The sequence below is a fragment of the Pseudobutyrivibrio ruminis genome, assembly GCF_015057245.1.
Classification (GTDB): domain Bacteria; phylum Bacillota; class Clostridia; order Lachnospirales; family Lachnospiraceae; genus Pseudobutyrivibrio; species Pseudobutyrivibrio ruminis_E.
Window position 1 is genome coordinate 15,155 of sequence record NZ_SVET01000025.1, and the last position, 12,591, is coordinate 27,745.

General features: G+C 37.9%; 16 protein-coding genes. 3 read left to right on the forward strand and 13 right to left on the reverse strand.

What is annotated here, in order from left to right; all coding sequences use genetic code 11:
- Positions 1-6: 6 nt before the first annotated feature.
- The 6 genes from E7274_RS13785 to E7274_RS13810 form a co-directional block, all read right to left on the reverse strand.
- Positions 7-1,293 carry a hypothetical protein gene (locus E7274_RS13785; protein ID WP_304176671.1) on the reverse strand — a complete coding sequence of 429 codons (1,287 nt, stop codon included), beginning with the start codon at positions 1,291-1,293 and terminating at the stop codon, positions 7-9.
- A 75-nt stretch (positions 1,294-1,368) separates the two neighbouring features.
- Positions 1,369-2,082: a hypothetical protein gene (locus tag E7274_RS13790; RefSeq protein ID WP_304176674.1), complete on the reverse strand. Its 714-nt coding sequence runs from the start codon at positions 2,080-2,082 to the stop codon at positions 1,369-1,371.
- A gap of 170 nt (positions 2,083-2,252) precedes the next feature.
- On the reverse strand, positions 2,253-2,507 hold the full coding sequence (locus tag E7274_RS13795; protein WP_033153817.1) for a hypothetical protein: 255 nt from the start codon (positions 2,505-2,507) through the stop codon (positions 2,253-2,255).
- Between the two features lie 26 nt (positions 2,508-2,533).
- Positions 2,534-3,004: a GNAT family N-acetyltransferase gene (locus E7274_RS13800; protein ID WP_304176676.1), complete on the reverse strand. Its 471-nt coding sequence runs from the start codon at positions 3,002-3,004 to the stop codon at positions 2,534-2,536.
- A 22-nt stretch (positions 3,005-3,026) separates the two neighbouring features.
- The gene (locus tag E7274_RS13805; RefSeq protein ID WP_304176679.1) at positions 3,027-3,437 is read right to left on the reverse strand and encodes a peptide deformylase; all 411 of its coding nucleotides are present in this window, start codon (positions 3,435-3,437) and stop codon (positions 3,027-3,029) included.
- A gap of 152 nt (positions 3,438-3,589) precedes the next feature.
- Complete coding sequence (locus E7274_RS13810; RefSeq protein WP_304176681.1) at positions 3,590-4,111, reverse strand: flavodoxin; 522 nt, start codon at positions 4,109-4,111, stop codon at positions 3,590-3,592.
- 103 nt (positions 4,112-4,214) lie between these two features.
- On the opposite strand from E7274_RS13810, the gene E7274_RS13815 reads away from it, so the two are divergent.
- Positions 4,215-5,102 (forward strand): LysR family transcriptional regulator, encoded by an 888-nt coding sequence (locus E7274_RS13815; RefSeq protein ID WP_304176684.1) that lies wholly within the window; start codon positions 4,215-4,217, stop codon positions 5,100-5,102.
- 271 nt (positions 5,103-5,373) lie between these two features.
- Here E7274_RS13815 and E7274_RS13820 read toward each other — a convergent pair whose 3' ends face one another.
- Positions 5,374-6,495: a pectin acetylesterase-family hydrolase gene (locus tag E7274_RS13820; RefSeq protein WP_304176686.1), complete on the reverse strand. Its 1,122-nt coding sequence runs from the start codon at positions 6,493-6,495 to the stop codon at positions 5,374-5,376.
- A complete protein-coding gene (locus E7274_RS13825; protein WP_304176689.1) occupies positions 6,495-7,541 on the reverse strand; it encodes an alpha/beta hydrolase in 1,047 nt (348 codons plus the stop codon). Before E7274_RS13825 ends, E7274_RS13820 begins: the two co-directional genes overlap by 1 nt.
- 144 nt (positions 7,542-7,685) lie before the next feature.
- On the opposite strand from E7274_RS13825, the gene E7274_RS13830 reads away from it, so the two are divergent.
- Complete coding sequence (locus E7274_RS13830; protein ID WP_304176692.1) at positions 7,686-8,177, forward strand: TetR/AcrR family transcriptional regulator; 492 nt, start codon at positions 7,686-7,688, stop codon at positions 8,175-8,177.
- A gap of 52 nt (positions 8,178-8,229) precedes the next feature.
- On the opposite strand, the gene E7274_RS13835 is transcribed toward E7274_RS13830, so the two are convergent.
- Entirely contained in the window at positions 8,230-8,619 is a 390-nt protein-coding gene (locus E7274_RS13835; RefSeq protein ID WP_304176694.1) for a hypothetical protein, read from the reverse strand.
- A 164-nt stretch (positions 8,620-8,783) separates the two neighbouring features.
- On the opposite strand from E7274_RS13835, the gene E7274_RS13840 reads away from it, so the two are divergent.
- Positions 8,784-9,509, forward strand: coding sequence for a MerR family transcriptional regulator (locus E7274_RS13840; RefSeq protein ID WP_304176721.1), 726 nt, complete (start codon positions 8,784-8,786; stop codon positions 9,507-9,509).
- A gap of 87 nt (positions 9,510-9,596) precedes the next feature.
- Here the strand turns inward: E7274_RS13840 and E7274_RS13845 are convergent, their stop codons facing one another.
- The 4 genes from E7274_RS13845 to E7274_RS13860 all read right to left on the reverse strand — a co-directional run bounded on the left by E7274_RS13845 (position 9,597) and on the right by E7274_RS13860 (position 12,322).
- Positions 9,597-9,962 carry an ACT domain-containing protein gene (locus E7274_RS13845; protein WP_033153814.1) on the reverse strand — a complete coding sequence of 122 codons (366 nt, stop codon included), beginning with the start codon at positions 9,960-9,962 and terminating at the stop codon, positions 9,597-9,599.
- Positions 9,963-10,217: 255 nt separating this feature from the next.
- Positions 10,218-11,129 (reverse strand): cyclophilin-like fold protein, encoded by a 912-nt coding sequence (locus E7274_RS13850; RefSeq protein WP_304176724.1) that lies wholly within the window; start codon positions 11,127-11,129, stop codon positions 10,218-10,220.
- Between the two features lie 640 nt (positions 11,130-11,769).
- Positions 11,770-12,153, reverse strand: coding sequence for a hypothetical protein (locus E7274_RS13855; RefSeq protein ID WP_304176727.1), 384 nt, complete (start codon positions 12,151-12,153; stop codon positions 11,770-11,772).
- On the reverse strand, positions 12,146-12,322 hold the full coding sequence (locus E7274_RS13860; protein ID WP_304176730.1) for a hypothetical protein: 177 nt from the start codon (positions 12,320-12,322) through the stop codon (positions 12,146-12,148). Before E7274_RS13860 ends, E7274_RS13855 begins: the two co-directional genes overlap by 8 nt.
- Positions 12,323-12,591 lie beyond the last annotated feature (269 nt).

Sequence of the window (12,591 nt, forward strand, 5' to 3'; positions counted from 1 at the left end):
CCCTCGTTAGTTGTATTGACTAAGCTCCAACAATACCCAATCCTGGGACTCTATGTCGTATTCAGTTCCGCAGAATGGACAGTTCTTGTTGAGGACTGCATTAAAACTTCCAGAGCATTTAGGGCAAGATATTCGTGTCATTGAAAACTGAAGGTTCAACGGAATATCTACTCTTCTACGAAATACGGCTCTGTATTTTTCGTGCTTGTATTTAATTTTGTTATCAAAAGCATACAACGTATCAAAGAACACATCCATGGCAACGGTCACCGAACCATTATTTTCCGTAAAGCTAATAAGCTTCATGGCATTGCCATAGTTCATGTCGATAATGTCTTTGAATCTTTTATCGAGAGCTGGTCCCTTGTAAAAAAGCAAATCCTGCTCATCTTTTGAATACACGGCTGTCTTAATAAGAGATAAGGCCTTTCCAGAAAAATAATCGAAGGAAAACTCAGGGCTATACTTCTTCATCATTTGCTCGAACTTGCCATGTGTACCTGCCGTGCCCCATTTACCTGCATTATTAACTATATCCCTGCGTATAAGATTTAGAACATTCAGCACGCAAAAGGCTGAGTAAGTAATCAACATACCAAAAATAGTTACGACAAAATGTTCAAAAAGATTATAGTCCTCATCGTATACGTTTATGGAATACAGATTCAAGATTGCCCCGATAATGAATCCCAAAATTAACCCGCCAAGCAACACCTTTCCGCGAAGCCTGGTGTCCTCTCGCTCCTTAGGTGCTGCATCCTCGGTAAAATAATATCTGGTGATACGTGGAAACAAATCGTCCATCTTGTACATGGTTTTGCAATATGGACAGCCATCCACCAATCTAGAAATAGTACTTACTGCGCCACAGTTGGGGCAAGTACAAGGTTCCAAATCAGCTCTTATTCCGCTTGTCACATCTGTAATGACAGTATGAAGTGTGTTGTGTCTGCGGTCACTGTATTGCTTTTTGCCATCCTGCTTAACAGTTCTTTTTACATCATATTCCTCAAGACAAACGTAATTCTGATAGTGAGCATCCTTCCAATCACTAAGAACAATTGGTCCTAAATCTAATTCGTCCTCTTCTTCCTTGTCGTTAACTTCGTAATCAATAGAAAGCCCCTTGTCCATGATGCGCTCATGCTGAAGCTTTAAAAGATTAGTTATATCATTATCTGCGAAAGAGATTTTCTTGCCTTCAGATATGGCTAATCCCAAATTTTCTGTAAAAGCATCATATTTCTTTCGGTATAGTTCTGTCAGTCTTACTGGTCCAATATTAAACCCCATAACAATATTCTGTTAGCCCCCTTTATTTGCATTCTACTGTTTATGCTACCAATTTCCCCATAATTTTTCAATTGTCTATATTTCGCAATATTGATCGTAGACAACGACACTAACAACTGGCGAATCCCATGATGCATATTTAAGTGAAGCATTTCCTCTTTCATAAATATCTGAGCGGATAGATGCTTCATCAATAATGAATTCGCTACAGCAGCTTGATTTATATGTGAATGTGTTTGTTGAATCTGTATCTACATCTGCTTTTGCGTCACCCATTATGCATTCAATAACAACGCCATTTTCAAGAACAAGGTCGATATACTGCCCTGCTACTGTGTCAAATCTACTTCCGACAGCTATCAAATATCTTTCGTCCAGTTTCATAAAGCCATCGCTATCAGGCTCAGCTAAGTCATTAATATCTCCTAAATCACCATATGTGATTTTGCTTGAACGCTCAATGGTTTTTCCTCCATTGTAGCTAACTGTGTTTCCAGATACAGGATTTACATAGCTACTAGGAATCTCATATACAGTTTTTTCAACTTCCTCAATTTCTTCTTCAACTTCTTCTATAGAGTTTCCAGCATCTTCAATAATTTCTGAGATTATTTCTGTGCTTTTCATTGCTATTTCTTCTTCAATAATTATCGCTTCTTCCTCCACCATTTCCATGGCATAGCTTCTGAGATAGCAATAGCAATGCAATATTAATAATAATGATGTGATTAAAATAATACTACAGGCCTGGTGGCCCGCTCGAATGTAATTAGAGTTCAATCCTTTCATGTTTTTAATATCCTTTCTCTCATAAAGTGGGTAGTCTAACAAAAAAAATGACATCTAGCAATGGCTAGTTGTCATTTTTGTGGCACTATTCACTCTGAGAGAAAAGCGAGTAGCAAGCATAAGCTTTTCCCTATTTTGGGAAGGATTAGTAATAAATATAAATGCTTCTTTTATTCACCTTTAAACGCAGAAAAAATATCTATGGAAGCAGCCATCTTTTTAAGCTCTGTAAGGTGTTCTTTTAAATATCTTTCCAACTGCTGAACTTCAATCTCCGCAAATCCATCATTTTTTAATATTTTACAGTCAGGAATTTTCCCTTCAGCTGTCCTAACACCATCCTGAAATGTAACAAACGCATACTTATCCCCCTGTTCACTTCTGCAAACAGATGATACTGTCATTTTTAATTCTCCTGCTTCCAAAGCTTTCTCCTCCTTCAAATCCCATTTTACAACTTATACTGCATAAAATTTCCGTTGTGCTCAAATCCATAAGAAGTGTAGAGCTTTACGCCCATATCTGAAGCAGTAATATGTACTGCTCCACAGCCATAAGCCTTTGCCTCTTCTACCACTCTATTAAGCAGTTCTTTTGCAATGCCCATCCTTCGATAATCTGGATTAGTATACATGCTGGAAAGGAGGCCTAATCTTCCTGTTGGACAACCAAAATATGGTGGCTTTTCAACAAAAGACATACCACTAGTTCCTATTATTTTATCCCCATCAAATGCCAGCCATGAGACAAATGTCCCATCCGCAAGATGTCTATCATAATAATCTTTCAATGCTGCTTGCAAATCAACATCTGTCGGAACAGTTCGCCCAGATGAAACATATTCCTCTGTAAGCTGTGTAATTCTCATATTGATGAATATATCTAATTCAGTTGGTGTAAGCTTCTTATAAGAAATATTCATTTGTCTCCCCCCTCTATATTATTTAGATTAAATCCCCGCTAAAATGTTGGATTTCATGCTGTATAATCTGTGCGGTAAAATCTGTATACCTGCCATGCTGAGGCTTAAAGTTTTGATCAAGATAATCCACTTCTATTTCCTTATATCTTACGCATGGTCTTTCGCCGTCCAACGACAGGCAGCTTTCCTCTGTCTCATACTTACCGCTCTTGGCAGTAATCACCGGATTGACCATCGGGAAAATGAAAGGACCTGCAGCCACAACTATGATTTGCTTTTTAACACCAATCATATTTGCAGCCATTCCCACACATCTATCTAAATTTGCTTTTAATGTATCAATTAAATCCACTATAACCTGCGCGTCAGCCTCTGTGGCCGGCTCAGACTTCTGTTGTAAAAACAGTGGATCTCTAACTATTTTTTTTACCATAAATACTCCTTCACTCTGCCTATCATTATATCGAATCCGCCTCCATCAAGGAATACATATTCAAAAGTTGTAATAAAAAAGAACAGCTATCTCTCTTAAAATAACTGTTCTAAAAAATATAGAGGATCCTAAGATCCTCCATCTCTATTTCTTTACATCAATCCGTTTGCAGCAAACCACTTTTCTACTGCAGCCTTCGCATTTGTAGCCTGACTTCCTGTAATTGCAAGACCTTTTACTACATCTGCGCCATTAGCATATTTTTTAACATCACGTTCGCTAGAACCCATGCCACTTCCCTCATTTGTGCAAAGAGGAAGAATTTTCTTTCCTGTGAAATCGTATCTTTCAAGGAAGGTTGCTACCGCCATTGGGAATGTTCCCCAGTAATTTGGATAAGCAAGCACAATGGTGTCGTACCCATCAATACTATCTAAATACTTTGTAAGCTCTGGACGAGCATTTTCTCTTAAATCTTTCTTCGCTTCATCAATGCAGTTCATGTACACCGGAGAATAAGGATTTAACATCTCAATCTTGAATGTATCTGCATCTATCAGTTCTTTCATCTGGTTAACAACGATTTCTGTATTACCGACCTTTACATATCTCATTGCTCCGCCAAAATAGTTTTCATCCGCTCTTGAAAAGAAAGCGATTAATGTCTTTGCCATGTTTACTACCTCCTTTGTTGTTTACATTATCTCACGTCAGTTATATAATATCCAATAGAAACATTAGATAATTGATTTAATTTTTAAATATCAGAGGTATACTATGACAACAAAGCAGATAGATTATTGTATAGAACTGGCTCGTACGGAGAGCTTTTCCAGAGGTGCCGAGAACATGTTTGTGAGTCAGCCTACATTTTCATATCAGATAAAACTGCTTGAAGAAGAAGTTGGTTTTGAAATTTTTGTTAGAAATGGAAAAGGGGCTACTCTTACTCCTGCAGGAGAACAGTTTGTAACCTACCTTTCAAATATGCGTAAAGAGCTCAAAAGAGCCATTGAACAGGCTCAAAACTTCAGTGCGAAATATCAGGACAATATCACTATCAGTCTTATGGTTAGACAGGCTCTTTACTTTCTCCCTGAAGCAATAAAGGACTTCGAAAAGAATGAAACTGGAGTGCAAATAACCCCTCTATTCCAATATGAAAACGGCATAGATAGCTTTTTGAAAAATGAATCCGACATTATATTTGCCTTGGAAGAACAAACAAAACAGCTTGCAGGCACCAATGTCCACAAGCTGTTTGAAAGTCATATTTATTTAATTTGTGATAAAGCTGATTCTCTAGCCGAGAAAAATCTTATTACCGACGAAGACATTTATGGTCGCACTCTTATGGTAGGTGGAGGCTCACCGGCACTTCTCCGCTCAGTTCAGCAAAAGCTTATTTCATCAGGAAAAATTGAATATTTTAATAGTCCAGATCATGACACCACACTTACTAACGTTGCTTCCGGTAAAGGAATCTGCCTGGCTCCTGGTTTTCTTAACGACCACAGCGGACAGTTTGCCTGGATTCCTTATGACTGCGACGATACTTTCTCCTGTGTTTTATGCACTCACAAAGCTGATCAACGTCAGAGCCTTGATACTTTTATTAAAGTGTTACAGAAGCTGTATAATGAAACTGTTGCGTTTCCGTTATAAGGCACTGCTTTTCATTTCATTATATTTGGTAAAGAAAGCCCAGTCTCTATAACTCGAGCCTGAGCTTTCTACATCTACAAACATTATTTGTGATTTATTACCCCTCCATAATATCTGGTAGTGGAAATGGAATTACATTTTTAGGTTCATTCTGATTAGCAGTCCCCAATGCACTATGTAAGGTTTTATTTAGTTTTGTCCGACAAACTGGAATTCTTAATAATCGAATATAAATGACATAATATTAGACCAGTACGAATCATCCAGCCTTTTAGTAAGTTTTCCCAAGCAGCTCAAGCCCATATGTCTGAACAGTACCATTTGTGGCATCATAAATCCACTCGCCGACACTTTTATCATTTCCAAGTTTATCAAACATATTAGCCGAAATGATTGTATGCTGGGTATTATGCGTATTGGGATCCTCACCTGCATTCCAAATATATATCCCTACGTTCGGAATATTTGCCTGCAACCCATTAACCATATCCTTGAGGTCTTTCTGGAATTTATCGCCAAGATCTTTCGTCTTATCCATTTTGCCATTATCAATGTATGACTGGTATTGCATCAGAGTGTCATCACGATAAGAACAGTCGAAAAGGATCTTCACACTGTCACCACGTTTTTCGTACAATGCGGTCAGACTGTCAAGAACGATATTGTTTGTGGTAAGCCTCTCAGATATTTCAGCCGGTGACTTCCAAAGATTAACCGCTGTTTCATGCCATCCATCATAAAGCAGAAGTGAGCTGTCAACACAGACTGTTACATTATTTGCGCTTGGAAAACGGCTGATCACATCATCTGCTAGAAGCGAAGTAGCAAATCCTCCCGCCGAGAACCCTGTAACAAGAAGAGTGTCAGGTTTGCCAACATACTCTTTTATCTGCTCTATGTATGCAGAATAATTGCTATATCCGGTGTGGTATACCGTTTTCTCACCCTCATAAATGCCCGTCCCGGCATGAAAATCGCCGGTCGCATATGGTATTACAATAAAACTCCAATCCTTAAAGGGATTCTCATCAGAGTTACTTCCGATACCGCCTTGAGCAACAAAATCCTGTGCGGTCATCGTTGTAGCAAAGAACTCTTTTCCTCCCTCTGACGTTTCCGGAGTGATACTGACTCCGCCGCCAAAGAAATACACAACCACTTTGTTCTCTGTGCCTTTACGTAATATACCATGCCATTCACTGCCATCAGATGACTGAGTACCGCTCACAGGCACCTCATACCATTTCCCGACCTCCGGTTCTCCTTTAAGCTTTGGAAAGCTCTTTAAAAACGTCAGCTTCAAAAGTGCAAAGATACCAAGACCCACCACAACAATAATTATTCCGATGATTATAAGAAACCTTTTTAAGATACTCTTTTTAGCACTTTTCATCACTTGTTCTCCTCTGTATTTGTTTTAAGAAATACAAGAAGCCTGTCAAACGCTTCTTTAGCCGTTGCGTCCCCCCTTTCGTTTGCAACAAAGCAATGCAGCTTTTCTTCTCCCTTCTCTGCATAAGGATCCACAAGTTCATTCTTCACGCCAAGTGCATCAAGCTTTTCATGCATTTCGTTCATATCATAGCGGTATTCACTGCCAAGCATGATGGCCGGAGGGAAATCTCCCGTCATATGCGGAATACAATCATAGCAGTTCAACTCATCTTTATTAAGGAAAATAGATCCTTTAACATAATTTCCTACCAGGAACTTGCATCCAAGCGAAAAGTTTTCGTAGTCCAGCGGAGCGTCATCAGCCACAATTGCACATATATGTTCAGGAGACAACGCAGGAGTAATACCGAGAAGCTTAGCATATTCTGGATTCGTTATTATTGTCCCCATCTGACAGGTGATAATGGCTCCGGCTGATGATCCCATAATGATAATCTTATCTGTGTTAAGGTGATATTCCTCACCATACTCCATGATATATGCAAAAGCCTGATTTGCCTGGATCAAAGGAACCGGGAAATGCTCATCAGGAACAAGCGCATAGTCCACATTTACGATGTTATACCCCGCGGCACAGATATCATCGAGAAGTGATGTTGCTTCAGTTGCTGCAAGGGGATCTCCCATATTCTTGCTGCCAGCAAAGAAGCCTCCGCCATGAAAGTAGAATAGCGTCGGTCTATCAGCTTCTCTGTCATTGTCAGGATAGGTAATATCAAGAAAACTATTCGGATAGTCCGTAGCATAGTTGATCTCACTGATAAGATACTGCCCATTATCTTTTAGTCCATCAATCGGTTCATACAAGGGTTCATATGAATTAATCGGCTTGCCATTGTCTGCGTAGTTCTGTATAGCGCCTACCAGAATCTGTGCATGTGTGGCAACAAAGAAGAATACGCCCACCACTATAATGGCAAGAACTACTGCAACTATCATAACAGCCTTCAATACTTTATGTTTTTTTGCCGAAATACGGTTCATAATATACGCCCCTTTCTTTCAGGTGCTTGACAATCCCCCTTTTGATGATACTATAGTATCATCAAGGACTTAAAAATCAACATTTTACAGAAAATGATACTATTTTGCCAAATAGTATCACAGCTCTGAAAGGAATACTGAAAAATGTCGGAATATGTTACATCTTCCTATGGCGAAGCTCTTTTTTCACTTATGAAAGAAAAGAATATTGAAAAGATCACTGTGGACGAATTATGTGAAAAGGGCGGCATCGGACGTGCTACATACTTTCGCAATTTCAAATCCAAAGATGAAATCATAACAGCATATATTGTCATGAAATGGCGGGAGTATGAACAAAAGCATAAACTAAAAGAACACCAGCTTAATGACAGCTATCGGGTAAAGCGATATTTTGATTTCTGCTATTCCATGGGAGAAAAGAATGATCTGATCATCAATCAAGGACATAAAGGTGCAATACTTGCAGCCTATGAAACTATCGTAACTAATAGTGACATTGGAGAAGACTCAGATACTTATGAAAGCTATTATCTTGCATATGGTCTCTTCGGGATCTTTATAAAATGGGCAATAAATGGTTACACTGAATCAACAGAAGATATGACAAAAATTGTCGTAGGATTGGTTTCATAGCAACAAAATCCGGACAATTCCACTATTTTTGCACCATTCAAGAAGCATAGTTTCAAAGGATTTCCAAATATTGCATCTTTACGACATTTTCATTAAAAAATATAAATGCCTTGTGTGATAAATCTGCTATAGGATTATAATGGAAACTTATAATAAAACATATACCCAAGGCAATGGTATAACCAACCAATATAGGCCATATCTTATACGTTAATTTTATTTTTTTATTCAATAAATCTATAATCAACGGAATAATCATTATGATTGCAAAAATAGCGCTAACTATATTATTTATTAACCTTCCCGCTTCTGTATAACATACTGCGTACATAGTACCATCGCCAAAATCTACCGAAAGTGAAGGTTCCTGAAGATTAAATCCATAAAAAAAAGATATAAATATAAAACCATAAATAATAAATAATAATAATTTCTTTCTCATCATGTCCTCTGGCAATTTGAAGTTATCAAGCTTTTCGCTTATAGAAGAGCTCAACAAATTGCGATTTTTATCTGATTAAATTTAACACCTCTTATTTTCACAAAAGATGTTGACCCTAACGTTACGTCATAGTTTATTGTATAATTACCACGGAGGGAAAAGCAATGATGACAGTAAATGAAGTAAGCAAATTAGCAGGCGTGAGTATACGCACACTGCAATACTATGATTCAATTGGACTACTAAAGCCGGCAGAGTACACTGAATCAGGGTATCGACTGTATGACGATGCAGCAATGGAACGTTTGCAACAGATTTTATTATTCAGAGAGTTGGAGTTCCCGTTAAAAGAAATTAAGGAAATCGTTACGCGACCTGATTTTGACAAAAAGAAGGCCCTGGAACAACAGATTGAACTTCTTACAATGAAAAAAGAGCATCTGGAAAGCCTTATAGATTTCGCCCGTGGAATACAAAACGGAGGAAATAATATTATGGATTTTACAGCATTTGATACTAGTAAGTTAGAGGAATACACAAGAAAAGCGAAAGAGCAATGGGGAGACAGCAAGGCTTTTTTAGAATATGAACAGAAGTCAGCTTCTCGTTCTAAGGATGATGAGAAAAAGCTTTGGAGCGATTTCATGAAGTTATTTGAGAAATGCGGTAAGCTTAAGGATTCTGACCCTAAATCCGCAGAAGCTCAGGCCATGATAAAGGACATCCAGAACTACATCACAAAAAACTTTTATGAATGTACCAATGAAACTCTTGCAGGTCTTGGTAAGATGTACGCTGCAGAAGGCGAATTCAAAACAAACATCGATAAAGCCGGTGGAAACGGTACTGCCGAGTTTGTCAGCCGCGCAATTGCTGAATATGTAAAGTAACCAGGCAGGAGGCACATGCCTCCTGTTCCCTAATGATTAATTTTTTCTAAGTCACTTTGACATCATTTTTTCACTACAAATTTGAAGTTATACCACTGTATATCCTTCAGCATCCAATACGTTCAATGCACGCTCAAAATTTTCTTCTTTTACAAGAATATAATCTGTGTTATATGTCGATACTGCAAAGATTCCAATTTTGTGCTCTGCAAGAATACCTGAAAGTTTTGACAAAATTCCAATTAATGAAAAATCAAGAACTCCTTGAATGCGAAAACCTCGCCATCCATCATCTCGTTCCACCGTATTTATAGGAGTATCTTCCGTTTTACAAACTAACGATACCTCTTCATCTGTCTTACCAATAAAATATAAATCCGACTCTAAATTGATACTTGATACCTCAGTTACCTTACAGACTGTTAGTTTGCAATCTATTCTCTTCAGTTCCATCTATGTTCTCCAATACAAGCTGCGATTCAATAAATTCTACAAGTTTTTCAGCTATTATATCTTGCCTAAAATTATGTACATAATGACCACAATCCAGTTCTATAACTTCTGCATTTGTAAGATCTGAAATATAATCACTTTGAATATCTTCTTTTCTTTGTCTGTAAGTTTTTCTGGAAGCTGACTATCAGAATAAAATAACCTAACGCCTTCGGTGTATATATTCATCATCTGAACAACTCAAGCTATTTCTTCCTATTGAGCTAATTTCAATGTCACATCAGCATTACTTAATAACCCTGTCACCTCATCTTCAGACAGATTGATTTTACCAAGCCTGGTGTATGCCCATGAATTAGAGCCATAGAATACAACAATCTGATTGCCTGAATAGAGCACAATGTCACCTGCACTTGTGGTGGTCTGCTTATCATCTCTGGCAATGCTCTGGCCGATAGAGCCCACCTGCTCAAATCCACCATACATAGACATTTGGATTTCCAGGCCATCAGCTGCAAGTTCACGCAAAGCATCCACAGATGCATTATCTTCCCAAGTAACTGGTATTTCTTTTCCATCAATTTGTAATATCATCCCTACCTCTTCCACTGAATCTTCTTCAATAATAGCCTCCTGCACTTCTACAGTGTCAGGCGCATTTGGAGGCTGTTCAATGCTGCTATACGGCATCAGCGATACAACTAACCCTGCCAGGGCACACACCACTATCGCCAGCCCTTCGCCTATGAAAAATCCTTTGATATGAAACCAATAGTCGTGATACTCGTCCACCATGTCCTCAGTGCCTTTGAGCACAAACCATGGATCATGACAAAACCAAATGATATCAAGCACAATTGCATCATACGCATTTACGATAGTCCAAAGCAAAAAACCATATTCAAATGCCTGCAAGAACGTTGTATATCCATTGATAAATCTTAGGATCAAAGCAAGAATCACCACAAATAATACTGATGCTCCTACTTTGGCTACCACCTTATTCTTTCGGGTAGGAACCTGGTCCTTATATTCATCTAAGGACATTACACGTTCCTGAATCTTCGGCGGATAGTTGTACAATGTCTTAATCGGATTTCTAGACATGATATAAACCATCAAGGTAAACAATCCACATAAGACTATGCTTTCAATTGCAAGAATCATATTGCTCCCCCCTAAATCGCGCTTTGTTAATTTCACTGCCTTTAATTATACAGAATCCTTAGTCGTCACGAAATACCAAATCGAAATCCTGATATTTAAGCAGTGCATCCCGTATATCGATAATGCGTATTCAGGATGCATACTGCCAAATACTTTTTCATCCCAAATCTCAAAATATTGACTATGGGATGTATTAACTTAAACAATCGTCTCTATAAATATGCATCCCCAAAAATCAAAAAACACCTATGGGATGAAAATCACTATAATCAACTCTAATCATATGCATCCCAACAACACATAATTCTCCTCTGGGATGCATCATACAAAATTACAACTTAGATGCATGCATCCTAAAACAACAAGTCCAACATTTGGGATGCATTTTATAGAGTTTCACTAGTATTTGACCGGAATTATCCCCAAAAGCCACCTCCAACAAACAGCCCACAATAGCCAAAAAGACCCAGCCCTCGGCAAAACCGAAGGGGCTGGGCCCAATAACTCAACTATATTTCACTAGCCAAACAACAAAGCCGCCAATTACTTGTTAGCGATAGCTGCCTGTTGCTGTTCTGCAAACCTACGACACTTTTTGCAACGTTCACATTATTGCTCAGAAAGAGCATCATAAACAATTTTATATAAATACTCTTTTTGCTAATTCTTCATGATTAAATGCATCCCATTCTTTTTCTCTCATGTCTTTCAATACATGATGAATATCAGAAACAATATCAAACGGATCAGAATACTCTACAGATTGTCCACCTAAAACATCTTCCTCTTTATAAATCGAAATAGTTCGAGGCGAACCCGCCCAATCAAATATATCTTGAAAGATAACCTGATGCATCTTAAGAAAATGTTCCGTGTGATAATCTCCCGGCAATGGATTAATTGATACATCTTTTAATCGATATACAACATAATCAGCCTCAGCTTCATCCAGCAATTCTTGAGATTTTATACCAAGAATATTTTTTAGTACAGGAACATCCTCATAAAGATAAGGATCACGCATTTGCGGACTCCTTCATCTTATATTTCTTATCTAAAAAACGCTTTGCATCCTCCATTGTTACTTCACCACGTTTTTCTTTTTCTATATATTCTTTAAAATCTTTAGTTGGCTCTAGACCGTCTACTTTAATCATACCTATTGCATAATTCCATGCGTCAGCATTAGTCATAATATCCGCCTCCTTTTCTATTATATTTTAACATATATCGGCATATATTTCGATTTATATCCGCGCAGTCTTTTCAATTAGTGTAGAAATACATTTTTACAGGCGAAAACTATTAAACTTGAATTTGCCACGCTCTTTCTTTAGTAAAAGAGCCCTACAAGCTGCGAAATTTGTTAATTTATTTTCAAAAAATCTCCTACTATTATATAAAGTCATAGTCTTTCTTTACCTTTTCTATAGGTTCGACTATGCTATTTTAAGATACTGTG

Coding starts and splice junctions, on each gene's coding strand:
- E7274_RS13840 (WP_304176721.1), top strand. CDS start 8,784: ATGATGACAGTAAATGAAGTAAGCAAATTAGCAGGCGTGAGTATACGC.
- E7274_RS13830 (WP_304176692.1), top strand. CDS start 7,686: ATGTCGGAATATGTTACATCTTCCTATGGCGAAGCTCTTTTTTCACTT.
- E7274_RS13785 (WP_304176671.1), bottom strand. CDS start 1,293: ATGGGGTTTAATATTGGACCAGTAAGACTGACAGAACTATACCGAAAG.
- E7274_RS13850 (WP_304176724.1), bottom strand. CDS start 11,129: ATGATTCTTGCAATTGAAAGCATAGTCTTATGTGGATTGTTTACCTTG.
- E7274_RS13825 (WP_304176689.1), bottom strand. CDS start 7,541: ATGAACCGTATTTCGGCAAAAAAACATAAAGTATTGAAGGCTGTTATG.
- E7274_RS13810 (WP_304176681.1), bottom strand. CDS start 4,111: ATGGCAAAGACATTAATCGCTTTCTTTTCAAGAGCGGATGAAAACTAT.
- E7274_RS13790 (WP_304176674.1), bottom strand. CDS start 2,082: ATGAAAGGATTGAACTCTAATTACATTCGAGCGGGCCACCAGGCCTGT.
- E7274_RS13860 (WP_304176730.1), bottom strand. CDS start 12,322: ATGACTAATGCTGACGCATGGAATTATGCAATAGGTATGATTAAAGTA.
- E7274_RS13815 (WP_304176684.1), top strand. CDS start 4,215: ATGACAACAAAGCAGATAGATTATTGTATAGAACTGGCTCGTACGGAG.
- E7274_RS13845 (WP_033153814.1), bottom strand. CDS start 9,962: ATGGAACTGAAGAGAATAGATTGCAAACTAACAGTCTGTAAGGTAACT.
- E7274_RS13805 (WP_304176679.1), bottom strand. CDS start 3,437: ATGGTAAAAAAAATAGTTAGAGATCCACTGTTTTTACAACAGAAGTCT.
- E7274_RS13855 (WP_304176727.1), bottom strand. CDS start 12,153: ATGCGTGATCCTTATCTTTATGAGGATGTTCCTGTACTAAAAAATATT.
- E7274_RS13835 (WP_304176694.1), bottom strand. CDS start 8,619: ATGAGAAAGAAATTATTATTATTTATTATTTATGGTTTTATATTTATA.
- E7274_RS13800 (WP_304176676.1), bottom strand. CDS start 3,004: ATGAATATTTCTTATAAGAAGCTTACACCAACTGAATTAGATATATTC.
- E7274_RS13820 (WP_304176686.1), bottom strand. CDS start 6,495: ATGAAAAGTGCTAAAAAGAGTATCTTAAAAAGGTTTCTTATAATCATC.